29 protein-coding genes are annotated in these 20,033 nt (G+C 47.7%); 6 read left to right on the top strand and 23 right to left on the bottom strand.

Features of this window, described 5'->3' with window-relative positions; genetic code table 11:
- Positions 1 to 17: 17 nt before the first annotated feature.
- Positions 18 to 854: an SIR2 family protein gene (locus NFX39_RS05780; protein WP_252443891.1), complete on the bottom strand. Its 837-nt coding sequence runs from the start codon at positions 852 to 854 to the stop codon at positions 18 to 20.
- Positions 855 to 1,044: 190 nt separating this feature from the next.
- On the opposite strand from NFX39_RS05780, the gene NFX39_RS05775 reads away from it, so the two are divergent.
- The gene (locus NFX39_RS05775) at positions 1,045 to 1,584 is read left to right on the top strand and encodes a DUF6287 domain-containing protein (RefSeq protein WP_252443889.1); all 540 of its coding nucleotides are present in this window, start codon (positions 1,045 to 1,047) and stop codon (positions 1,582 to 1,584) included.
- 183 nt (positions 1,585 to 1,767) lie between these two features.
- Here NFX39_RS05775 and NFX39_RS05770 read toward each other — a convergent pair whose 3' ends face one another.
- Positions 1,768 to 3,234 carry a collagen binding domain-containing protein gene (locus tag NFX39_RS05770; RefSeq protein WP_252443887.1) on the bottom strand — a complete coding sequence of 489 codons (1,467 nt, stop codon included), beginning with the start codon at positions 3,232 to 3,234 and terminating at the stop codon, positions 1,768 to 1,770.
- Between the two features lie 203 nt (positions 3,235 to 3,437).
- Here NFX39_RS05770 and NFX39_RS05765 point away from each other — a divergent pair, with 203 nt between their 5' ends.
- Both NFX39_RS05765 and NFX39_RS05760 read left to right on the top strand, forming a co-directional pair.
- Positions 3,438 to 4,061, top strand: a complete 624-nt coding sequence (locus NFX39_RS05765) for an ImmA/IrrE family metallo-endopeptidase (RefSeq protein ID WP_252443885.1) — start codon at positions 3,438 to 3,440, stop codon at positions 4,059 to 4,061.
- A 2-nt stretch (positions 4,062 to 4,063) separates the two neighbouring features.
- Positions 4,064 to 4,477 (top strand): hypothetical protein, encoded by a 414-nt coding sequence (locus tag NFX39_RS05760; protein ID WP_252443883.1) that lies wholly within the window; start codon positions 4,064 to 4,066, stop codon positions 4,475 to 4,477.
- 271 nt (positions 4,478 to 4,748) lie between these two features.
- Here NFX39_RS05760 and NFX39_RS05755 read toward each other — a convergent pair whose 3' ends face one another.
- The 8 genes from NFX39_RS05755 to rplM form a co-directional block, all read right to left on the bottom strand.
- On the bottom strand, positions 4,749 to 5,141 hold the full coding sequence (locus NFX39_RS05755) for a Rieske (2Fe-2S) protein (RefSeq protein ID WP_252443881.1): 393 nt from the start codon (positions 5,139 to 5,141) through the stop codon (positions 4,749 to 4,751).
- 244 nt (positions 5,142 to 5,385) lie between these two features.
- Positions 5,386 to 5,514, bottom strand: coding sequence for a hypothetical protein (locus NFX39_RS06425; RefSeq protein ID WP_256469587.1), 129 nt, complete (start codon positions 5,512 to 5,514; stop codon positions 5,386 to 5,388).
- A gap of 22 nt (positions 5,515 to 5,536) precedes the next feature.
- Positions 5,537 to 6,211: a zeta toxin family protein gene (locus NFX39_RS05750; protein WP_252443879.1), complete on the bottom strand. Its 675-nt coding sequence runs from the start codon at positions 6,209 to 6,211 to the stop codon at positions 5,537 to 5,539.
- Positions 6,212 to 6,422: 211 nt separating this feature from the next.
- Positions 6,423 to 6,671 (bottom strand): hypothetical protein, encoded by a 249-nt coding sequence (locus NFX39_RS05745; RefSeq protein ID WP_252443877.1) that lies wholly within the window; start codon positions 6,669 to 6,671, stop codon positions 6,423 to 6,425.
- Positions 6,672 to 6,785: 114 nt separating this feature from the next.
- Positions 6,786 to 6,947: a hypothetical protein gene (locus tag NFX39_RS05740; RefSeq protein WP_252443875.1), complete on the bottom strand. Its 162-nt coding sequence runs from the start codon at positions 6,945 to 6,947 to the stop codon at positions 6,786 to 6,788.
- 57 nt (positions 6,948 to 7,004) lie between these two features.
- A complete protein-coding gene (locus NFX39_RS05735) occupies positions 7,005 to 7,214 on the bottom strand; it encodes a hypothetical protein (RefSeq protein WP_252443873.1) in 210 nt (69 codons plus the stop codon).
- Positions 7,215 to 7,671: 457 nt separating this feature from the next.
- On the bottom strand, positions 7,672 to 8,067 hold the full coding sequence (gene rpsI, locus NFX39_RS05730; RefSeq protein WP_252443871.1) for a 30S ribosomal protein S9: 396 nt from the start codon (positions 8,065 to 8,067) through the stop codon (positions 7,672 to 7,674).
- 17 nt (positions 8,068 to 8,084) lie between these two features.
- On the bottom strand, positions 8,085 to 8,528 hold the full coding sequence (rplM, locus tag NFX39_RS05725) for a 50S ribosomal protein L13 (protein ID WP_252443868.1): 444 nt from the start codon (positions 8,526 to 8,528) through the stop codon (positions 8,085 to 8,087).
- Positions 8,529 to 9,045: 517 nt separating this feature from the next.
- Here rplM and NFX39_RS05720 point away from each other — a divergent pair.
- Positions 9,046 to 10,365 (top strand): collagen binding domain-containing protein, encoded by a 1,320-nt coding sequence (locus NFX39_RS05720; protein ID WP_252443865.1) that lies wholly within the window; start codon positions 9,046 to 9,048, stop codon positions 10,363 to 10,365.
- 962 nt (positions 10,366 to 11,327) lie between these two features.
- Here NFX39_RS05720 and NFX39_RS05715 read toward each other — a convergent pair.
- The 8 genes from NFX39_RS05715 to NFX39_RS05680 all read right to left on the bottom strand — a co-directional run bounded on the left by NFX39_RS05715 (position 11,328) and on the right by NFX39_RS05680 (position 15,111).
- A complete protein-coding gene (locus NFX39_RS05715; protein WP_252443863.1) occupies positions 11,328 to 11,468 on the bottom strand; it encodes a hypothetical protein in 141 nt (46 codons plus the stop codon).
- 29 nt (positions 11,469 to 11,497) lie between these two features.
- Positions 11,498 to 11,650 carry a hypothetical protein gene (locus tag NFX39_RS05710; RefSeq protein ID WP_252443860.1) on the bottom strand — a complete coding sequence of 51 codons (153 nt, stop codon included), beginning with the start codon at positions 11,648 to 11,650 and terminating at the stop codon, positions 11,498 to 11,500.
- A gap of 21 nt (positions 11,651 to 11,671) precedes the next feature.
- Complete coding sequence (locus NFX39_RS05705) at positions 11,672 to 11,830, bottom strand: ComC/BlpC family leader-containing pheromone/bacteriocin (protein ID WP_252443858.1); 159 nt, start codon at positions 11,828 to 11,830, stop codon at positions 11,672 to 11,674.
- A 17-nt stretch (positions 11,831 to 11,847) separates the two neighbouring features.
- The gene (locus NFX39_RS05700; protein ID WP_252443855.1) at positions 11,848 to 12,003 is read right to left on the bottom strand and encodes a ComC/BlpC family leader-containing pheromone/bacteriocin; all 156 of its coding nucleotides are present in this window, start codon (positions 12,001 to 12,003) and stop codon (positions 11,848 to 11,850) included.
- A 38-nt stretch (positions 12,004 to 12,041) separates the two neighbouring features.
- Complete coding sequence (locus NFX39_RS05695) at positions 12,042 to 12,218, bottom strand: hypothetical protein (RefSeq protein ID WP_252443853.1); 177 nt, start codon at positions 12,216 to 12,218, stop codon at positions 12,042 to 12,044.
- A 371-nt stretch (positions 12,219 to 12,589) separates the two neighbouring features.
- Entirely contained in the window at positions 12,590 to 13,375 is a 786-nt protein-coding gene (locus NFX39_RS05690) for an ABC transporter ATP-binding protein (RefSeq protein ID WP_252443851.1), read from the bottom strand.
- On the bottom strand, positions 13,359 to 14,693 hold the full coding sequence (locus NFX39_RS05685) for an ABC transporter transmembrane domain-containing protein (protein WP_252443849.1): 1,335 nt from the start codon (positions 14,691 to 14,693) through the stop codon (positions 13,359 to 13,361). The genes NFX39_RS05690 and NFX39_RS05685 overlap by 17 nt, the downstream gene beginning before the upstream one ends.
- Before the next feature lie 151 nt (positions 14,694 to 14,844).
- The gene (locus tag NFX39_RS05680; protein WP_252443847.1) at positions 14,845 to 15,111 is read right to left on the bottom strand and encodes a hypothetical protein; all 267 of its coding nucleotides are present in this window, start codon (positions 15,109 to 15,111) and stop codon (positions 14,845 to 14,847) included.
- A gap of 191 nt (positions 15,112 to 15,302) precedes the next feature.
- On the opposite strand from NFX39_RS05680, the gene NFX39_RS05675 reads away from it, so the two are divergent.
- Positions 15,303 to 15,857, top strand: coding sequence for a hypothetical protein (locus NFX39_RS05675; protein ID WP_252443845.1), 555 nt, complete (start codon positions 15,303 to 15,305; stop codon positions 15,855 to 15,857).
- Positions 15,858 to 15,868: 11 nt separating this feature from the next.
- Complete coding sequence (locus tag NFX39_RS05670) at positions 15,869 to 16,018, top strand: hypothetical protein (RefSeq protein ID WP_252443843.1); 150 nt, start codon at positions 15,869 to 15,871, stop codon at positions 16,016 to 16,018.
- Between the two features lie 72 nt (positions 16,019 to 16,090).
- Here NFX39_RS05670 and NFX39_RS05665 read toward each other — a convergent pair whose 3' ends face one another.
- Genes NFX39_RS05665 through NFX39_RS05645 form a run of 5 tightly spaced genes read right to left on the bottom strand, consistent with a single transcriptional unit; the run spans position 16,091 to position 19,981 of the window.
- Positions 16,091 to 16,507 (bottom strand): pyridoxamine 5'-phosphate oxidase family protein, encoded by a 417-nt coding sequence (locus NFX39_RS05665; RefSeq protein ID WP_252443841.1) that lies wholly within the window; start codon positions 16,505 to 16,507, stop codon positions 16,091 to 16,093.
- Between the two features lie 33 nt (positions 16,508 to 16,540).
- Positions 16,541 to 17,356: a tRNA pseudouridine(38-40) synthase TruA gene (gene truA / locus NFX39_RS05660; protein WP_252443839.1), complete on the bottom strand. Its 816-nt coding sequence runs from the start codon at positions 17,354 to 17,356 to the stop codon at positions 16,541 to 16,543.
- Positions 17,357 to 17,392: 36 nt separating this feature from the next.
- Entirely contained in the window at positions 17,393 to 18,193 is an 801-nt protein-coding gene (locus NFX39_RS05655) for an energy-coupling factor transporter transmembrane component T family protein (protein ID WP_252443837.1), read from the bottom strand.
- Positions 18,186 to 19,181, bottom strand: coding sequence for an energy-coupling factor transporter ATPase (locus NFX39_RS05650; protein WP_252443835.1), 996 nt, complete (start codon positions 19,179 to 19,181; stop codon positions 18,186 to 18,188). The genes NFX39_RS05655 and NFX39_RS05650 overlap by 8 nt, the downstream gene beginning before the upstream one ends.
- Entirely contained in the window at positions 19,157 to 19,981 is an 825-nt protein-coding gene (locus NFX39_RS05645; protein ID WP_252443833.1) for an energy-coupling factor transporter ATPase, read from the bottom strand. Before NFX39_RS05645 ends, NFX39_RS05650 begins: the two co-directional genes overlap by 25 nt.
- Between the last annotated feature and the right edge of the window lie 52 nt (positions 19,982 to 20,033).

The raw sequence follows: 20,033 nt of genomic DNA, 5'->3' as shown, positions 1-20,033 counted from the left end.
AGAAACAAATGAATTGATTAGAATGTATTTAACGGACGTAGCTCAAAATATTTTATACACTTATTTTTGTCCAATTTCTTGACATATGAGCCAATTCGTTTAGCTGACTGTCCCACATCGAATGGCATGTTATCAGCGAGATCCTTTAGCAGTGACTGTACATTATTATCTGTTAATGAATACCCAATAAACAAAATTGGAGAACTTGTTAATTCACTCAATATTTTTGCGTTCACAATGGCAGATGTACGTTTTAAACCCTCATAGTCACGCTGCGTTATGACAAGTGACTCTGGTTCTTCAATGGAGCCGTGAATCTTGTATAGCACATTTAATTCGGAACTAGGCTCAAACAACCCTCGGTTACCAACTTTTTTCGATATTTGATTAAAAAGCGTATCTTCTATGAGCGAATCATAGTTAGTTGTCACAATCATACGAGCTTTTCGAATCATCTTCCCAAATAATTTCAACTCGTTTTTAAACTCTTCTCTTGGCTCTAGATGTTCAAAATATTCAGCAATTCTTCTTTTGAAGGGTGACATTTCATTCTGGTGCGCCTCCTCTGGAGACAGGCTTTGCATCGTTATCTTTCCATCATAAAATGCTGTATCGAACTTCTCTTCCAGTTCTTGAGCCAATTTGGTGTAAACTCTAAATTTATCCTTTTGGAATTGTTGTTCCAATTCATGAAAGCGAGAATAGTAAGATTGTTCTTCTCCGGTCTCCTCCCAAAGGCTTTGTAATAAACCATCCCAATTTAAGGCATTCTTAAAATAGCGTTGCGTTATTCCAGAACCAATGAAAATAACCGGGAATTGATTCTTGTTCTTCAAATCAGATAAAAAGTCCATGTATACCTCCTTTTTAGCATCTTTTAATCCGCTCTATTCGTCGTTATTATAGCAAGTTTCAAAACATCTCTGATTTCCATTTCAGAATATTTTCTGGCCTTTTCACGCGTTTGTAAAAAAGGGGCCCGCTTTTTGGGCGGGGCCCTTTTGTTTTCCCCGTGCTATACTGGAACTAACAAAGGAGATCATCATGCAATCCAAAACCGTTCGTTACCTCATCATCGCCGTTGCCGCCGTCTGCGCCCTTTTCGCCGGCTACCACTACATTCACACCATCAGCGACGACGACAAAGTCAAAAAGACAACACCCGCCAAAAAGTCTACTAAAAAGACTTCCCAAAATGACGATAAAACTGCCAAAGGCATGGATCTAGCCGCCATCAAGTCCGGCGACTTCCGATCCGTTGTCGGCACCTGGAAGAACCCCGCCGGTGACACCTTCGTCTTCGACAAGAACGGCCTCGTCTCCCTCACCTCAAACGGTGAAACCCGTTCCGACCGCGAAGTCTTCCTCGCTAGCGTCGACAGCATCCCCGCCGCTTCCATCGACAAGGGCATGCTCAAGACCTTCATCGGCCCCAAGGACCACAACGTCGGTCCTTCCGGTGCCGTCTCCACCTACTTCATTCCCGCCAACGTCAAGCTCGACGGCACGTCCAACCCAAGCGTTGACCGCATCTACTCCGGCCAACAAATGGACGACCACAACATCTTTACCAAGGTCGATTAATTTGAATTTGTATAAAAAAAGCACCCTTCTGAAATAGGGGTGCTTTTTTGTTATGTGCTTTTTTATTGCTGTGCTTGCTGTTGGTGCGTCAAAGCCAACATGAAAGGGCGGGTTGTGATGCCCGCCCTTTTTTGTGGTTCGAAAAAAGCAGCGCCCGAATGGGTGCTGCTTTTGTTTTTTCATTTATTGCTTCTTCTTAGAGAAATACCAAGCGAGTGCGAACGAGCCGACCAGTTCCCCGACCAGCACGCCGTCCACCTTCCAGCTTGCTTCCTTTTCCGTATCCGGCAGTGGTCGCTTTCCCAGCTGGATGTTTTCACCCGCCTTCGTCTGCACACCGTCGTCCGTATCCACCTGTGGCAACCCGTTCCTTGGCTCCGGAGTCGGATTTACTTCCGGCTTAATCGGATCCACGTTATGGTGGTCCGGCACCACTGGCGTTGGGTTAGGCAGCGGATTGACCGGTGTTGGTTTTGGCGTTGGATTTGGTGTTGGTTTAGGGCTAGGATTTGGCTGTGGGTTTGGTGTGGGCTTTGGCGTTGGATTTGGCGTTGGGTTAGGCGTTGGCTGATCGTGGTGCTTCTTACCAGCATCTGCCGTTCCGGACCCCTGCGTCACACCTTGGTAAACCGTGATGCTTTTCTCGGGAATGCTATCCCCGTTCACCTTGGCCGTGTTGGCATAGGCCTTCTGACTGCGCCCATCCGTTATCCGGCTATCCACATCAAACAAGTAAGACTGTTTGATATCACCAATCGTAACCGAAAAGTCGTTGTTGTCTTGATAATGGATGTCACTATCAGGCACCAACTCGCCCGGCGTAAAGTTGTTGGCATCCTTGTTATAGACCGTCTTTCCACCCTTCACAGAACCCGGCACAATCTCCTGGAAAGGCCCCATGTTATCCGTCAAAACGGCGTTTTTAATCGGAATGTCCATCGCGTCCACCCGAATCTGCCAGTGAATCAAGTTCTTATCCTTCGGGTCAAACCATGACCACTTAAAGATCACCTCGTTCGCCGCTGGACCATTCCCTGGGTCAATGACGACATCCGTCGACTTATCACCAAAGCCCCAATCAATGTGGTTCTTTTTACGTACGTGCGTCCCGTTTGGCCCAATGGTCAAACCGAGCTTCAGCTCACCGTGCACCGTGTGGTCCTTCACGGCGTTCTCCGCGTACTGGTTGAAGGTCACAGTAATCGTCTTCTGATTCTTGTCCACGTGCACGCTTCCGAAAACGTTTCCGGAATGAGACATGATGTTAAAGTCATCGTCGGTCAGCGTTTCGAGCTGCTCCGGAATGTGAATGGTCAGCGTGTCCCCAGCGTGCAAGTTCGAATTATCCGGCACAGAAAAGAACCAGTCCGCTTGTAAATCATCGTAGTAACCAAAGTGGCTAGCACCTGGGTGCGATAAATCAAGCAAGTGCACGTCAGTGATGAAGTCCTTTGGATCTAACACTGCAGCAGAAGCGGAATGTCCTTCGTGGAAGCCCGCAAACTCGTTTTGATTTCCTGTAAACGATAAGGAAGAAAGAGCCAAAAAGACCGCAAAAACAAGGAGTACCTTGTAGGCCAATTGATTGACTGCGGACGCGAAAGCTCCTTTGTTCTTCTCCCTTTTGGCATGTGGCGTATTTTTAAACATCACAACACCTCCTATCCCTGTTATACGCCTCTTTTAAAAATTTGAACAGGAATTCGCAATGATTTGTTTAGAATCTTGAGTGGCTGGGAAAGATGTCGAATAGGACGCGGAAGTGACATGTTAGGCGGTCGGGTTTGACTTTGCTAGGAGATTAGGAATGACGGGAGCAAAATGGAGGTAGAAATGTACAAAAGGAGGTCCATATGATTACGAAGAAACGTCGAAAGCAGATTGAGAAGCTGGCGGTGAAGACGAGGAAGAAGTTGACGCTGGATGAGAAGGAAAATTTAAGGCTCCCTTCTTATCTTCGGCTCTTTGACATCGACCTTGGTCTGGCGGACTTATCGGCGAAGTCAGTCAATGCTTATCTCACTTATGACGTCAAAAAGAAGAAACCTAAGATTTACGTGGATGCACACCAGTCTCCTGAGCAATTCCTTTATTCATTAGTACATGAAATGGGACATCTGCTTTTAGAGTGGCAAGTCGACATCACTTCCGCCGTGATGAATATGGAGGAAATTGAAAAGAAGCAACGTGTTAACAAGGACGAACGGCTCCTGGCGACCAGTTATAAAAGTCGAGATCGTGATGGTGAGCGCGACGATTCGGGCAGTGATGATGCGAGAAAAGAGGCCGAGGCCGACTATTTTGCGACGTGTTTTTTGATGCCAAGAAGAAGCACCCGATCGCTTCTTCGTTGGGCCTGTGAACCAAAGCTAGACCTTTTAGACGCCATCAGCACCATCGCCTGGTACTTCGACGTTGAGCAAAGACGAGCTCATCTGCGCATTAATGAATTGATGGGAAAGGAAAAAGGTCAGTAACAATGAAAAAAGACAGAAAGGAGCACAAGGCGACGGCCGCCTCTCGTCAAAACGATGACGATTTGTTCGCCGACACCCTTCAGGACGACAACCTGAAACCGCCATGCAACATCGAAGAAATTACGCTGAATACCGCCTCGCTTTTACAGCATCTCTTGGGTAAAGAACTGAAGGCGAAAATAAAATTACGAAAACGGTTGGTCTACGGCTTAATAATCACTTTTTCCCTCATCACGATGCTTATTTTTTACATCGTTTTCTTCTTGAGCGAACGCGTGCACCCAGAGGTTCAAAAGTGTTTGATCATCGGACTTTTCGGAAACCTCTTTGGTTTACTCATGATTTTGTATCGCTACGCCTTCTCTGACACAGAGAAAATCATGAAAAGTCTCAACGCTTTATTGCAGCAAATCTAAGAAAAAAGCAGCCTTTTGGGCTGCTTTTTTTTAATTCGCTTGTGGATAATTTGAATGGACTTCTGCACTTATTGACAGAGTTATCGACAGATTTACGAATATTTCGGGTAGTTTTCGTAAAAAACAGTCGATAACTCGGTGGAAAAGTGAATGAATAAGGACCAAAGGGGTCCTTCTAAGGAAGTTATCGACAAGGAAAGTGGTTGAAGACAAAAGAAAAACCCAGCCGGGAGGCTGGGGTGTGGGAAATGTTGGGTGTTCACCAGCAGGTTTATTGAGTAATTACATTTCCATTTTGATCATAATTATTGTTCCATTCAGTTTCAGCAGCTGTAGTTGCAGAAGTGGCCTTTTTAAGATCATCTTTTTTAGCTTCCAATGTATCGTGATAAGCCTTTGCATTGGCAACGTCCTTAGCATGATTTTGCTTTTCTGCTTTGAGCTTTGCTGTGGTCATGTTCAAATCATCAGCAGTTGCGTCCAACTTGTCTTGCAAACGACTAATCACACCAGAAACGTTGGCAGGATCAAAGTTTAAATTACCATCAGCAGCATAAACACCACCACCAACAGTAAAGAATGCTGCGGCTGAAGCGATTGCTACCATTGAACGACGTGACGTCTTCTTTGCTACGTTTGAGTAACGTTGTACACGAGTTTCCATATTTTATATTCTCCTTGTTTCTCTATCTTTAACTGCTTTCATTGTAGTCCGAATGCCCATCTCATGCGGTTAAGACTCGGTTACTAATCAACAGTTTGGTAACAAGACACCCTGTATTTGTTTCGATACCGTGGCGATTATGTGAAAAAATTACTTTTGTCGTTGTTTCGACACTTGCCCGAAACATAGTGGAACTTTGTGGTGGGAATAAGAAAAAGGTCTGAGCATTACTCAGACCTTTTTCTTATTCGAGACCAGCTAAACGACGCTGCATCATGTTTGCTTCCCATGTGATGTACTGAAATACCGCTTGCCGTTCTTCCTTTGTCGAGAACTCCCAGAAGTCACAGTAGTCGTTATTATATTTCGCCACGATGGCCCTTGCTTGTTCTAAATTAATCATTGATTAGTACCTCAATTTCTTTTTCGCTAACTTTAGGAGGAAGAATATCCTCTAAACTTTCAGCATCTTCAACAAAATCTGTCACGGTGTTCGTGTAGTCCTTAAACACTATATTTAACATGACCTGTGTTTTAAACCGTTCTTTAATCGTATGCACGTTTTCTCTTGCATGAACGTAACTACTAATAAAGGCTTGCTTCGGAACCACTCGTCCCTCTTCTTCCGCCCTGACTTTAGTAAAACGCCACGCGTCTTCCGGGCTTTGGTGCACAAAGTATATATCTGCTTTATAGCCACGGTTTAGTACGCGCTCAACATTCTGCATTGACTTTGGTCTTGAAAATGTTCCATCTAAAATGAAGGAATACCCCTTTGAAACCACTTCTGTGAATGTATAGTCGACCAACAAAGAAGACCCTCTTTGAAAATCTTCAGCATTTTTTCCGTTATAAGTTCGAAATTGTGATCGAAAGCGATCGGCATCAATTAAAGCGTAACTTGGACCGAATACCTGTGACAAACTCTGAACCATTTCGGTTTTACCAGCCCCAGGTGTACCAGCCATGAAAATTGCTGCTTTTCTACGAGGCTTATCCGAATAACTAAACATCATCTGCAAAAACTCTTTTTTATGAGCTTTCGCATATACAACTGAATTATCTACCATCCTCTCTCCTCTCACTGCATGCGATGTTACTTACGGCGATCGGTTTGTTCATTCACCGTAAGTAAATCATCGTTTGTTGAAGAAAGCGAGAAAATATTTGTTTTCATGTCATTTAGGACACCGCCCGGCCCTATTTAACATTTTTGCTGGATTTTGGTCGCTGGTCCGGGGCAACAAAAAAAGCACACCGCAGGGTGTGCTCGACTTGGCGTTATTTGGCGTTTGTAGGACTAGGCTTGAACGCTTCGTTTGAAGGCGTGCCCTCGGCTGGCACGCCGTTTTGGACAGCCTTATCCTGCTCGCGATCCTCAGACGTCTTCTTCTTCGGCTGGCTCACCGACTCAGTCGTTCTCGGATTCGTCGAGTCGTCCTCCTCCCGGTTCATCGTCATGACCGTCGTCAGCGTGACCGCCAGCGCCACCAGTATAATAATCAGCGAAATCACTTTTTTCCTCTTCAAAACGTGCCTTCTTTCATCATTCTTATCGATGCAAAATTAGTAGATGTGTTCAATATTTATGCTACGCTTTTCTGCTTGAAAGTACAAAAAAGCAGCCTCGGTGGGCTGCTTCTTTTAATTAACATGATGCGTCGTGTCGCAGCAGTCTTTCGACTTATGTGAGCCCGCTTCCGTCTCCGTCGCCGTAATAACGACCGCCAGGATGGTCACAGCCGCAATCAGCATGACCCAGGCCTCCTTGGCGTTAATCTTCACCAATGGTGCTTCGTTCTTCATCTTACGTCTCCACCTGTTTAATAAAAAGTCGAGGCCATTCGCCTCGATTTTTCATGCTTACTTGTGTGATGAGTGATCCATGTCGCAGCATTCTGACATCTTGCTTGATGAGTGACTCATTGACATCGACTTGTGGTGGTCCATGTTGCAGCAGTCGTCTGACTTCTTGTTTGATGCCTGGATGGCAACAAAGGTTCCGGCTACGATAACCACAACGATCACGGCGGTGATAATTGACCAGGTCTTCTTTGATACGTTCTTGAACATTCTTCTCTCCGATTTCCAATTACTTTTTTCGATAATTTATACCGAATCTAAACATCAACTCATTCAGTGTATCACGGTTGAACGCCTTCGCAAAGGCGTTTTTAGCGGTTATGAGGGCGTTTCAACGTTCTTTTTTCATTGGTTTAGTTGAGACGAATTCTAATGTTAGTTGCAACCTTAGAAATTTTGATGGACTTTTAGGATTGAACGGGTGTGGCCTTGAGTTCGAAACGTTTTAAACGGAATTGGTCTGGTGGGAATACGGGGAGGAAATTTTTTTGTTTTTTTGCCCGGTTGTCTCCGCCATCTGGTGCAGGTTTCTGATCGCTGGTCCGGGGTGTGGCCGTTGGAAGCGCTGGCGGCTGCGGTTGGCGGGGCCCTTTTGATGGCATTTTGGTGCACAAAAAAAGCAGCCGGCTGGCTGCTTTTTGTTTTTCCAAAGGGAAAATCGTAATGATTAACGCTTTGAGAATTGTGATGCCTTACGGGCCTTCTTAAGACCTGGCTTCTTACGTTCCTTCATACGAGCGTCACGAGTCAAAAGACCAGCTTGCTTCAATGCTGAACGGAAGTCAGGGTCAACCGTCAACAACGCACGGGCGATACCGTGACGAGTTGCACCAGCTTGACCAGAGAAACCACCACCGTTAACGTTAACGTTAACATCGTAGTTACCCAAAGTATCAGTAGCGTTGAATGGTTGCAAAACAACTTCACGCAAGTTAGGGAAAGGAATGTAATCTTCGATTACCTTACCGTTCATCTTAATAACACCAGTACCTGGTACCAAACGTACACGGGCAACAGAGTTCTTACGACGACCAGTTCCAATGTATTGTACTGCTTCAGCCATGTTATCGGTCTCCTTTCTTAAACTAACTTGTTGATGTCAAGCACTTCAGGCTTTTGCGCTGCGTGGTTGTGATCTGCTCCAGCGTAAACGTGAAGGTTCAAACCTTGCTTGCGACCCAAAGTCGTCTTTGGCAACATACCCTTGATTGACAATTCCAACAACTTTTCAGAATCCTTCTGACGGTAGTCACCGGCAGTACGTTCCTTCAAGCCACCTGGGTGGTTTGTGTGGTGGTAGTAAATCTTGTTTGATGCCTTCTTACCAGTCAACTTAACTTCCTTGGCGTTGATCACGATGACGTTGTCACCCATGTCGACGTTAGGCGTGAAAGTTGGCTTGTTCTTTCCACGCAAAATTGAAGCTACTACAGTAGACAAACGTCCCAATGCAACGTCCTTTGCATCGATGATGTACCACTTCTTTTCAATTTCGCCTGGCTTTGCTAAAAATGTTGTACGCATAATGGCGCGCTCCTTTTATTAGTTGTTTACAGTGTCGAATCGTTCCTTACTCGACGGTTACAATAAGTTTCCGGGGCTTATCGTGAGGTAAACAATACCGACTAATAGTATATAAAATTCCCGGTCTTATGTCAACGAAAACTTCGCTATTCGCTCGTGATTGAGCGGATTTTGCAATCTTTTTCGTTCACAGTTTAGAAACTAATTTTACCAGAAAAGTCAGGGGCGAATCTGACTGATTGCTTTTCTTTCCTATTTTTTTTAGAAATCGACGTGGTGAGTCGTGCGTTTAGCTGTTGGCGGGGCCGTTTTGACGGTTGGTATGGCGTTGTGAGCCGGCCCAGGATGGGGCCGGCGTTTTTATAAGAAGAAAGGGAGCAGCTTATCCTTTTAAAAAGACCCCCTCTCCTTATTTTAAATAGTAAAAAAAGATTTCGTTTTTATTACTTAAATTAGACATATTTGAAATAAAAGGTTAGAATATGTACTGATAAGAATAACAAGACGGAGGTTTCAAATGGAACGAAACACATCGAACACGCGACTCCTCACTGGTCTGATTTTGACCTGCTTGACTCTTTTCATGTTTGGAATCAGCCAAAGCCTGCAAGCATCAGCTAGCGAGGACAACCAATACATCAACGGCGTATCCTTAACGGATATCTCGAATCCGAACGCTAACGGTCACTACGGTCCCATCGACGACATGCAAGTGACCTACAACTTTGATGTGAAGACCGGCGACATCGCTAAAAACGGTCGTGACTTCTCAGTCAAAGTGCCAAAGCAATTCAATATGAAGACATCCTTCAGCTTTGACATCAAGGATTCAGCTGGCAACGTGGTCGCCACGGCCCAAACCGACACCGACACCAGCGAAGTCAAGGTGCACTGGACCGACATCGCCGCATCCAAGAATCAAAGCAGCGATATCAAGGGTGCCTTTGATTTTCGTCTGACCTGGAACTTGACCCAAATCAAGACTGGTGAAAAGACCAAGATTGACTGGATGCTTCCAAACGGTGGCAACGTGACGCCCAACTCAACCGACGTTGTGGTCAACCCCGCCGCTGATGACAACCCCGATGAGAAATTCACGAAGTGGGCCTGGTTCGATCCAAAAGACCCTAAGATGATTCACTGGGCCATCCGTGTCAACCGTGCTGAATCACACATTTCAAACGCGGTCTTGAATGATCAAATCGGACCCAACCAAAAGTTGAACGACGGAATTGTCGGTATCAAGGTCCACTACAACAGCAAGGACGGATCCGACTTTACCGGTCTCGGTAAAGTTGACGCTAGCCAGATTGTCAACGTTACCGATAAGGGCTTCCAAATCAACTTCGGTGACATCGACAATACCTATTTGATTTACTACTCAACCGAAATTACCGGCGCTGCTTCTGACAAGCACTTCAGTAACCACGCCAAACTGACCGGTGACGATTTCAAGAGTATCGTCTTGGACGTCAACTCACCTGAATACTCAGGTGGTGGTGACGCTGACTACCACGGTAATGGTGGCAACGGTGATAATGGCGGAAACGGTGGTAATGGTGGTAACGACACCCCAGATACACCAAGCCCTGCACCAACGCCAGATCCAACACCAATCGTTCCCAACAAGGGTAATGACGGTGACAATAACGGTGCCAAGTCTGACCACAATGACAGCAAGCCCGCTGAACAACCCGTTCAACCCGCACACCCAACTGCCAAGGTTCCTTCAGCATTGCCAAAGACCGCAAAGACTGCTCAAGCATCCTTTGCCTTTGCAGGACTCGCTCTCTTGAGCACGGCCGCCGGACTCTACTTTACAAAGAATAAGAAATAAAAACAGTGCAAACGGAAGCTAAGGGTTCTATCCTTTAGCTACTTTGCTTAAACGTTACTAAATAAAGGTTGGCGCTCGTTTATTCGAGCGCCTCCTTTTTTATACCCGTTTGGAATAAAGGCGGATTTTTGGAGAGGAACCTGCTATGCTTGCTTTGGGTAGCAATACCCCTCCTTTCTCAGGTGGCGGCATCACGTCACCACCTTTCATTGTATTTGCCTCTTGGGGCCCGTCACCCCGTGGTTGGCATGAACTTTTTCCCTTTTTTGTTTTGTTTGAACAAAAAGAGCGGTCGAAGTCTTTTGGATTTCGGCTGCTCTTTTTTAGGAGAAAAGTCGGTTTGTCCACTCTTCTGATTACGAAAAGAAACGGCGGCCGCTATTGCAGCCACCGCCATTCCAGAGTAAAAAATCGTCAAATGAATACTCCGCAGTATTCAAACAGTAGGGTTGGAATGAACAAACCATCGAAATCGAAAAAATGAAAGTTCCTGCCGTCCCAATCATTCTTTCACCCTGTTTCCAAAGGCGTTTTGATGCAAAGCGTTGTGATGCGGTTTCTTGTTGGGGTGGAATCATGTTTCTAGGAGAGGCGCTACGGTTTTGTCTCAATCCTAAACGGCCAGTGCAAACCGTTAGCAGGTTAAAGGGGAGTCGCCAGTACAGATCCAGCTAAAACATTCTCGATTCTACACGTCACTTGCTCTTGCAGGGCCGCGCCCCGGCCTGTGACAGCTCTTTTCTCTGCTTTATTTATACCATGGCCCGTAATAACCCACAAGAATTATTTTCATATTTTTGCACTTTTCGTCGATGTTATACAAATATTTTAATTATGTATTGTAAATACTGATGTGAACGGATTTGTAGCCCTTTCTTTTTCTTTTAGACACGCCAAAAACGATGTCGATTCGACATCGTTTCGCGAGAACTAATGGCCATCATCGTGTCCGATCATCAAAACTAATGACCGGTGAAGCCGTCAATGAAACCTTTACCAAATTCTGCAATCATCAAAACGTGAGAGAAACCGAAGCCACCCTGCGTGTTGGCCATTTCTTTTTCTGTTAATGATGCGTAGTGATTCAAAACATTTTCTTTCATCGCTGTTCCTTTCCTTAAATGCTCAATGCCTAGCGGTAGTGACGCGTCGAATGCATCTTGTGCGTCAGCATGTACTTTAAGGTTTTTCCGCAGCCATGCCCAAAGTCGTAAAGAATACCACCAGCACGGATATTCCCTAGTTCCTTTGGGCTTAACGTTATTCCATTGGCTAAATCATTCATGGAAGTTGCTCCTTTTTCTGGCTACTTCTTAAAGACCGTCTCCAGCATGCCACGAGCAAAGCTATCCACGAAATCAAAGGCAAAGCCAAAGCCCTTCTTAATCAGGCCAATGCAGTGTCCTCCATGGACTAACTCAAGTTCGGAGTTGGAAAGCGTCTTAAAGTTGTTCAATTCGTTCATCTCATCCACCACCCTTCTTAGCGCAACAGCGCGTAGACATTCTTCTTAAAGAGGTAAACTTGCTTGCCTAGCGCTCGTCCCAGAAGGTAGCCCAAGATGTTGTCTCCTCCCGTTACGCTCTTCAGCTCGTCATTCGTTAACGTAGCGAAGTTGTCTGTTAAATTCTTATTCATTGGAAGACCTCCTTTGGTCTTATGGTGAAACACGGGTTCTACAGTCCGAATAGGAATCCGTAGATAAACCCAAAGGTTAAATCACGAAAGGCGTTGCCGTAGTAACGCCCTAAATCAAAGTAGGACGTTATCTGTCGTACCCCGCCACCGTTCACAAGCATCAGGTCTTTTGGGCCTAAGGCTTGGTAACTTCTCAAGGCCTGGTTCTTTTGCATACCGCCCTCCTTTTTAACGGCGCCATTAGTTCTGACTTAGTTATAGCAGGCTTCAAAAGCCCTGTAAATAAGGCTTTCTATCGATACAAAAGGGTCTATTTGTTTGAAAAATATTCGATTTTGGAATAAATTTTTTGGTGTTTTTTGGGGGTTGAGTTCGAGGGATACTGCTTTTGAGGCTTGGTCGGGTCTGACTTTGCAAGACAGGTAAATTGGAATTGTGCAGGGGGTTTCAAAGTAGTTACAAGACTTTCAGCTATGATGTGTAGTGATAAGTCGCAAAAATTTCTTGAAAATATTTTTTTGGATTTTAAGTAAGTGCCAGTAAATAAGAAAAAGCAGCCGGAGGGGCTGCTTTTTTGATTGAACAATTAATGATTCACCAACTCCTGATAGTGCGGATTCTTTTCCAGCAGTTCTTCGTGGGTGCCATCCCCCACCACGCGACCATCCTTTAGCATGACCACCCGGTCCACCCGTTCGGCAATGGTGAGCCGGTGAGCAACAAAGAGGATGGTTTTGTTCTTTAATTTGAGCAGGTTATCGATCACTTTCTTCTCGGTCAGCAGATCGAGGTTTGAGGTTGATTCATCCAAAACCAGCACGGAACTATCCCGAAGGAGCGCCCGGGCGATGGCTAGCCGCTGACGCTGCCCACCCGAAATACTGCCAGAAGGTGACAGTTCGCTGTTGAAGCCCTGGCTCATCGATTGAATATCCTCAAGAATGCAGGCCGTCTGACAGGCCTCGATGATTTTCGCCTGGCTGATACCATCCGGACAACCAAGCAACAGGTTCTCCAGCACCGTTCCGGTAAAGACCTGCACCTCTTGTGGCACGTAGCTGATGAACTTCCGAAGTTGCTGCTTTGGGATTTGCTTCATTGGCTGTCCCATGTATAAGACTCCCCCACCGTCTCCCTCCAGTTCCAAGAAGCGCACAAGCAGTTTGGCAAGCGTCGACTTACCAGAACCCGAGACGCCGACCAGCGCCAGCCGCTCCCCCTGCTGCACGGTTAGGCTCATCCCCTTCAACACCGGCTGTCCATGCTGATACTCGAAATCCACGTTATCCAGGAATAAGAGCGGCCCCTCGTTGTCGATGTCCACCGGTTGCGCTTCAACGAACTCCGAAGGTACCTCAAAAACTTCGTTCAAGCGCTTTGCCGCCACGACGGCCGTCTGGATTTGGCTCTGCAGGTTCAGGAGCGTTTGCAGCGGTTCCGTGAAATAGGCCAAGAGCGCGTTGAAAGCAACGAGCACCCCCGACCGTCAACTCGCCACCGATGACGAGCTTCGCACCCTGCCATAGAACGAACACCTGAAAGGCCAACTTAATGAACATTTTCATGGCATCTTCGATGATGGCTAGCTCGCTCTTTTTGAACGAAGCGCGCAAAAACGTTACGTAATTTTGATCGATTTTTTCGTAAGCAGGCTGCTCAGCGCCAAGCGCCTTGACTGTCTCCATCCCCGTTACGTTCTCGATGATGGCCGACTCCACGTCGGATCCCGCCTGCAAGGTGGCGAGGTTCTTTTGATGTAAAGGACGCACGAAAAGAACCATCACTAAGACGTAGCAAGGAATGGCTAGCAGTGCAATCAGGCAAAGGCGTGGGCTGTAGAAACAGAGCACCGCACTCATGACAACGAGTGTTCCAATGTCCAACAACACCGACAAAACGGTTCGGGCGACCGCCTCGATAATGGTGTTTGCGTCGTTGAAGCGGGAGGTGATTTCACCCACCCGCCGCGTGTAAAAGAAGGTCATCGGCAGCTCGAAAAGGTGCTTCGCATACGGGATGAGGATGTCGATTGACAGGCGCTGACCCAGCACGACGAGCAGGTACTGCTGTGTGTAGGCCATCAGTTGTTGTAAGGCGTAGGCACCAATCAAGGCGAGTGACGTCAGCGCCAAAGTGTTCAGCTCACCTATCGGAATCAGGTGGTCGACAAGCTGCTGAAGAAAGCCTGAGCCAACGATGGCGATGACGGTTGTTAAAAGCGTGGCGCAGACGATTTTAAAAATCAGCGCCTTCTGCTTCAAGATGATGGGAAAAAAGGAGCGGAGTCCGGCCGTTTTCCCCTGCTTGCCCTTTTCGAAGCGGTTGGTTTCCTCAAAGAAAAGAATCACCCCTGTCCACTGTTTGCTGAATTCGTCTTTTGAAAACACCTTGCGGCCAACCTGGTTATCGGGATCTAAAACGTGGATGCCCTTCTTGCTCACCTTCCAGATGACGTAGAAGTGCTCGAGCAGGTGTTTGCCGGCTGGCTTTTGAACGTGCGCGATAGCCGGAAAAGGTAGCGCTTGCTCCTGTTCGAATAGAGAAGCGTCCGCCTTGATGGCTGTCGTGGAGAGGCCGAAGGATTCGGCCGCGACTGATATTCCCAGAGCCGACGAACCGTTCAAATTCGTCTTCACCAACTCGCGCACCCGCGCAATCGACACCTCCCGTCCGTGTGCCGACAGCACCATCGCGAGCGCCGCCGCGCCACAGTCCCGCTCGTCTACCTGTGCAATGTAATGTCCCTTCATTCTTTCTCCTTTCACTGAAAAAGTCCCACCCTGCCCGGAGGCATGTGGAACCAACAGTTACAGTACAAATGGCAGGAAATCGTTCAAGTTATTAGCTATGCTTCGATTCATTTCGCTCGATAATGTATTGGGCCACCGCTAAGATGACATACAAAAAGATGATCACGTTATCGATTGCCAAGTTGAATTGATGCAGCGCCGAACCCGTACCACTCGGTACAAAACACATCATCAGCAAGTTCATCCCCAACATGATCAAGATGTAGGATTCCGCGTAGGCCATGGCGTCCGCCCACAAAATCAACATGACGGACACCAACAAGAAAAGCCAGTTCACTCTGTTCAAAATTGTTTTCATCGCTATCTCTCCTTTGTTCGTTGTGACGTTTTCGGTTTGTTCGCCAAAAATATAGCACCGCAATCAACATTTTGAAATCTTCTTTTCCGTTTAGGTCACGAGGCGGTCGACTTAGGACAGATGCCTTGAAAAAGAGCGAAAAAAGATGACGGGGGCGATTAAACTGTGGGTGACAATGAAAGGAGGATAAGATGGCCGTACTTTTTCCTTATTTAAAAGCAGCAGCCTATATTGCGACCATTGCCGGCGCGATCGCTGCGTATGTTGCCGTTGCTACCTATCTAGAAAACCGTCGGATTCGAAAGGAGGAAATCGAAAAAGAAAAAGTGAAGGCTTCGGTGAATGTGCTGGGTAACTTTTCAATGAATGTATTACCCATGATTGAGCATTTTGAGGATAATTGGTTTCAGTGCTTTGAAAAAATACTTAGAGATACAGGGCACAATGAATCTCTTCATCACCAAAATATCAAAACACTTTCAGTCGAAAACCAACGCTCATTAATCATATTCGCTAAAAACGAAACTGGAGCGAGTGAGATTTTTAATCAATTAGACCAGATCTGCATTTACATCAATCATCATTTGGTAAAAGAAGATCTCATTCACGACATTATGTACAAGCCGACCATTATTTTTATGCAGCAAAACGAAGATGTCTTCCTTTGGCAATATCATCATCGTCACCAATTCACCAATCTTTGTCGTGTCTTGAAGGAATGGCATTACCCGATTGAAATCAATTAGGAGGTTTTTTTATGACCGCAATGAACGAACAAGAGTTGAACGCATTAATCAAACGAAAACTAGACGAGCAAGCTCACCGACTGAGCGACCCGTCTTTTGATTTCGAAAACCCAAACAACAACCCCAAAATCACCATCGAAGTCATCCTCAAGCAGCAATAACGCCCGCACGTCCTCCAAAACTTCAGCCCACAAAAAAACACCACCGAATCGGTGGTGTTTTTTATTAATCCATTAGTCGTTGAAGCTAACAGTCTCATCCCCAGCAAAGGCAGCCAGGCGAGCCGAGTGAATCGTCAGCTCAAGCAAGACTTCCTCTTCTGGGTGCGGGTGATTTTTGTGGAAGACCGGGTTCGTGAAGCAGTCCTTCACGTCTTCCCAGGTCTTTTCTGACGGCGCCATCGTCGCGTTGTTTGATTCCACACGCTTACCACCCTCAGCCATGTTCATCACCGTCATGATGGCGACCTTGTCGTTTTGCTTCAGGTCGGCCATCTTCTTGGTGTCCGGCTGGCTCACCAAGTACCAGTGGTTGCTGTCTTCGGGATCAATTCCGAAGCCCATGATACGAAGGCTTGGTTGTCCAGCCTGTTCCGTTGCGACGTAAATCAGGCCGTTTGCGGCCATCGCGTATTCTTCAAATAAAGTCATATCGTTCTCCTCTTCATTCTCGAATCTTGGTGTTTAGTCGGCCGGCTGATTGTCGGTCTCCTCTTGCTTTAAGTCCTGGCTACCATCGTACGAAATATAATCCAGGTAAAGGCCAGCGGCCGGCGCCGTGTAGCGGGCCTGCTCACGGTCTTTAGCCGCAATCAACTTCGGAATACAGTCCGTCTCCCGACGTCCCGTTCCGATTTCAAGCAGCACACCGACCATGATTCGAATCTGGTTGTACAGGAAGGCGTTCCCCTCGAAGGTGAAAACAAGCTCGTGCTCGTCTTCCTTCACGTCGACATCGGCTCGGGTAATCGTTCGAACCGTGGTCGCCGTCTGGTTACCAGAGGCGGCAAAGGTCGCAAAGTCCTGCTCCCCAATCAGGTCGGGCAGGGCCTTTTCGATGCGCTTTGGGTCGAGCTTCCAGTGGAAGTGCCCCGTGTAGCGTCGCTTGAAGGGGTCGACGTAATCCTGGGTCGACACGCGGTAGTAGTAACGCTTGTTGTGCGACGAGAAGCGGGCGTGAAAGTCATTGTCGACCTGCCGCACTTCGTGAATCAGGATATCGCGGGGAAGAATGGTGTTCAGTCCCTTCCGGACACCTTCGCCTGGAATGTCGAAGGGCAGGTCGAAATGGACGACTTGCCCGTTTGCGTGCACCCCTGTATCCGTGCGGGATGCCCCCACAACTTTAATGCGTTCCTCTGGATTCTTTCCCATCTGGTTCACGGCTTTAATCAGCTCACCCTGAACGGTGCGGTGGCGCTCGACGCCGTTTTTACTTTGAATCTGAAAGCCCAGAAAGTCCGAACCATCATAGGCAACAACTGCACGATAACGTGGCATCTTCTTCCCCCTTTCCCAATAAGATTTTTAGTTAAATTACGAAACAAATAATAGGATGATGAACACGACCAAAAGGGCCAGGCTGGAAACAAGCACCAAGGTGTCGTTTCTCGTGTAGGCCAGTTCCCGGTAGCGCGTCCGGCCCTCGGCCGTTTCAAAGCCGCGGACTTCCATGGCGTTGGCCAAGTCGAAAGCACGCTGTAAGGCACCAACAAAGAGCGGCACTAACAACGGCACGACGGCCTTGGCACGCTTCATCAAGGAACCAGTCGACATGGACATCCCACGTGACTTCTGCGCCTTCATAATCTTGTCCGTTTCCCCCATCAAGAGGGGCACGAAGCGAAGCGCAATGGACAGCATCAAGGCCAGTTCAGCAACCGGCACCTTCACCGCCTTCAACGGCTTCAACAACGATTCAATCGCGGAGGCAATTGACGTCGGTGGCGTCGTGATGGTCAGAATCGTCGACATCAAGACGATGAGCACGAAACGAACCACAACGTAGATTCCGTTAATCAAGCCCGGTTGGGTCACCTTGATGAAGCCCAACTGAAAGAGCACGGGCGTCCCGCCTGAAAAGGCGAGCTGCAAAATAACGGTGAACATGATCAACCACAAGATGGGCTTCAGTCCACGCCAGTAGAGGCCGAGCCCCTGCTTCGTCAGCAGCAAGGCTAAACCAAGGAAGGCCGCTGACCAGGCGTAGGTCCCCCAGTTTTGGGCGAAGACCAGAACGAAGACGTAGCCAATCGTGACCATGATTTTCGTTCTTGGATCAATCTTATATAAGAAGCCATCACCCGGAACGAACTGTCCGATAACCAAGTTATTCATGGTGGTCACCTCCTTCTTCGAAGAGATGTCCATCGCTTGGATGGTAGGCGTGAGCCTTCTTCATACGACCGGCGGTCACTTCTTCGTCGTTCGTCTTTTCGAAGGCCAATGCCATCTTTTCTTCCAATGCGTGGCCAAGCTTTTCTTGTCCCTTGACCATGTTGGCCAGTTCCTGAATGTTCTTGGCCCAGTGGTCGAAGTGCGCAATGCCCTTCACCATCAAAACGCGTTGGAAGACGACGCTTTCTGGCAAATCCAGGTGTTGGTCGGCAAACCACCAACGTGGACGGGAGAAGAGTTCTTCCGTCGTTTCATCGGCGGCAATATGACCATCTTTCATGACAATGACACGGTCGGCCAAGGCCAGCACCTGCTCCATCTGGTGGGAGATAATGACGATGGTCTTGCCAGCTTCCTTCAAAGAAGAAATCAGGGCCAGTAGTTCTTCTTGCCCCTGCGGATCCAAACCGGCGGCCGGTTCGTCAAAGACCATAATCTGTGGGTCCATGGCCAGCACACCGGCCAAAGCAACCCGTCGCATCTGTCCACCGGACAGGTTGAAGGGCGATTGTTCAAGGTAGTCTTCCGAGAGACCGACTTGAGCCAAGGCCTTCTTCGCAGCGACTTCCGCCTCTTCCTGCGTTGAACCAAAGTTCAGTGGCCCGTACATCACGTCTTCTAACACGGTTGGCGCAAAAAGCTGGGCCTCCGGGAACTGGAAAACCATGCCGACTTGCGCCCGCACGGGCGCCAGGGACTTTTCCTTCGTCTTGTTGGTGATGACCATCCCGTTCACGTTGACCTGCCCCTCGGAAGGCAGCAGGAGGGCGTTCAGTTGTTGCACCAAGGTCGACTTTCCAGAACCCGTCTGTCCGATAATGGCTGTGATTTGATTGTCGTTAAAGCTCACATTGATGTCCGAAAGCACGGGAACCGTTTGCTTCCCCGCGCCGTAATGGAAATCTAAGCCTTCGATTGTGATAGCCATTCCACTAACTCCAAGATGTTGTTCTTCGTTGCTGATGCGGGCACGCCGAGCGCCTGGCTCATTTCAACCGCAAAGGGTTGGGCCAGGCCGAGCTTCTTCAGTTCGCTGCCGCGCGAAAAGAGCTTAGCGGGCGCTTCGTCGTACAAGAGCTCCCCGTCATCGATGACAACGACGCGGTCCGCTTCGGCCGCTTCTTCCATGTCATGGGTGACCATTATCAAAGTCAAATCCGACCCATGCTTTTCTTTCAGATCTCTCAAGGTCGACATGACCGCCTGCTTGCCCTCGGGGTCGAGCATGGCTGTCGCCTCGTCCAAGATGATCACTTTGGGCTGCAAGGCCAAAACAGAGGCCAATGCCACACGCTGCTTCTGACCACCAGAAAGCGTGTGTGGTTCGCGGTCGGCGTATTCTTCCATGCCCACTTGTCGCAAGGCTGCTTCAATCCGGGCGGGCATTTCGATGCTTGGCATCTGGCGGTTTTCAAGTCCGAAGGCCACGTCGTCGGCAACGGTTGCGCCAACAAACTGGTTGTCCGGATTTTGAAAGACCATCCCGATGTGACCACGAACTTCCGTCAACGTTTGCTCGGTCAACTTCGTTCCAAAGACATGGACGTCCCCTTGTTTAAACTCCAAAAGACCCAGTACTAATTTGGCCAAAGTCGATTTCCCCGAACCGTTGTGTCCGACGATGGAAAGCCATTCGCCGGCCTTAACGTTCAGATTAAAGTTTTGGAACAATTCACCTGATTCAGGGTAGGCGTATGTCAAATTTTTGATTGTGATTGCGTCTGTCATTATCGTCTATTTTACCATATTGGCAAGGGTCGGGCCTGACTTTACCAGCCCT

It is taken from the genome of Fructobacillus apis, from assembly GCF_023893635.1.
GTDB lineage: Bacteria > Bacillota > Bacilli > Lactobacillales > Lactobacillaceae > Fructobacillus > Fructobacillus apis.
The sequence above is the reverse complement of the archived record's forward strand: the minus strand, read 5'-3'. Positions and strand labels throughout refer to the sequence as shown.

Coding starts and splice junctions, on each gene's coding strand:
- NFX39_RS05670 (WP_252443843.1), top strand. CDS start 15,869: ATGACCGCAATGAACGAACAAGAGTTGAACGCATTAATCAAACGAAAA.
- NFX39_RS05685 (WP_252443849.1), bottom strand. CDS start 14,693: ATGGTGCTGTCGGCACACGGACGGGAGGTGTCGATTGCGCGGGTGCGC.
- NFX39_RS05755 (WP_252443881.1), bottom strand. CDS start 5,141: ATGGAAACTCGTGTACAACGTTACTCAAACGTAGCAAAGAAGACGTCA.
- NFX39_RS05775 (WP_252443889.1), top strand. CDS start 1,045: ATGCAATCCAAAACCGTTCGTTACCTCATCATCGCCGTTGCCGCCGTC.
- NFX39_RS05645 (WP_252443833.1), bottom strand. CDS start 19,981: ATGACAGACGCAATCACAATCAAAAATTTGACATACGCCTACCCTGAA.
- NFX39_RS05705 (WP_252443858.1), bottom strand. CDS start 11,830: ATGAACGAATTGAACAACTTTAAGACGCTTTCCAACTCCGAACTTGAG.
- NFX39_RS05680 (WP_252443847.1), bottom strand. CDS start 15,111: ATGAAAACAATTTTGAACAGAGTGAACTGGCTTTTCTTGTTGGTGTCC.
- NFX39_RS05715 (WP_252443863.1), bottom strand. CDS start 11,468: ATGAAAGAAAATGTTTTGAATCACTACGCATCATTAACAGAAAAAGAA.
- NFX39_RS05735 (WP_252443873.1), bottom strand. CDS start 7,214: ATGTTCAAGAACGTATCAAAGAAGACCTGGTCAATTATCACCGCCGTG.
- rpsI (WP_252443871.1), bottom strand. CDS start 8,067: ATGGCTGAAGCAGTACAATACATTGGAACTGGTCGTCGTAAGAACTCT.
- NFX39_RS05655 (WP_252443837.1), bottom strand. CDS start 18,193: ATGAATAACTTGGTTATCGGACAGTTCGTTCCGGGTGATGGCTTCTTA.
- NFX39_RS05665 (WP_252443841.1), bottom strand. CDS start 16,507: ATGACTTTATTTGAAGAATACGCGATGGCCGCAAACGGCCTGATTTAC.
- NFX39_RS05780 (WP_252443891.1), bottom strand. CDS start 854: ATGGACTTTTTATCTGATTTGAAGAACAAGAATCAATTCCCGGTTATT.
- NFX39_RS05750 (WP_252443879.1), bottom strand. CDS start 6,211: ATGGTAGATAATTCAGTTGTATATGCGAAAGCTCATAAAAAAGAGTTT.
- NFX39_RS05765 (WP_252443885.1), top strand. CDS start 3,438: ATGATTACGAAGAAACGTCGAAAGCAGATTGAGAAGCTGGCGGTGAAG.
- NFX39_RS05675 (WP_252443845.1), top strand. CDS start 15,303: ATGGCCGTACTTTTTCCTTATTTAAAAGCAGCAGCCTATATTGCGACC.
- NFX39_RS05695 (WP_252443853.1), bottom strand. CDS start 12,218: ATGCAAAAGAACCAGGCCTTGAGAAGTTACCAAGCCTTAGGCCCAAAA.
- NFX39_RS05710 (WP_252443860.1), bottom strand. CDS start 11,650: ATGAATGATTTAGCCAATGGAATAACGTTAAGCCCAAAGGAACTAGGG.
- NFX39_RS05740 (WP_252443875.1), bottom strand. CDS start 6,947: ATGAAGAACGAAGCACCATTGGTGAAGATTAACGCCAAGGAGGCCTGG.
- NFX39_RS05650 (WP_252443835.1), bottom strand. CDS start 19,181: ATGGCTATCACAATCGAAGGCTTAGATTTCCATTACGGCGCGGGGAAG.
- rplM (WP_252443868.1), bottom strand. CDS start 8,528: ATGCGTACAACATTTTTAGCAAAGCCAGGCGAAATTGAAAAGAAGTGG.
- truA (WP_252443839.1), bottom strand. CDS start 17,356: ATGCCACGTTATCGTGCAGTTGTTGCCTATGATGGTTCGGACTTTCTG.
- NFX39_RS05700 (WP_252443855.1), bottom strand. CDS start 12,003: ATGAATAAGAATTTAACAGACAACTTCGCTACGTTAACGAATGACGAG.
- NFX39_RS05720 (WP_252443865.1), top strand. CDS start 9,046: ATGGAACGAAACACATCGAACACGCGACTCCTCACTGGTCTGATTTTG.
- NFX39_RS05760 (WP_252443883.1), top strand. CDS start 4,064: ATGAAAAAAGACAGAAAGGAGCACAAGGCGACGGCCGCCTCTCGTCAA.
- NFX39_RS05770 (WP_252443887.1), bottom strand. CDS start 3,234: ATGTTTAAAAATACGCCACATGCCAAAAGGGAGAAGAACAAAGGAGCT.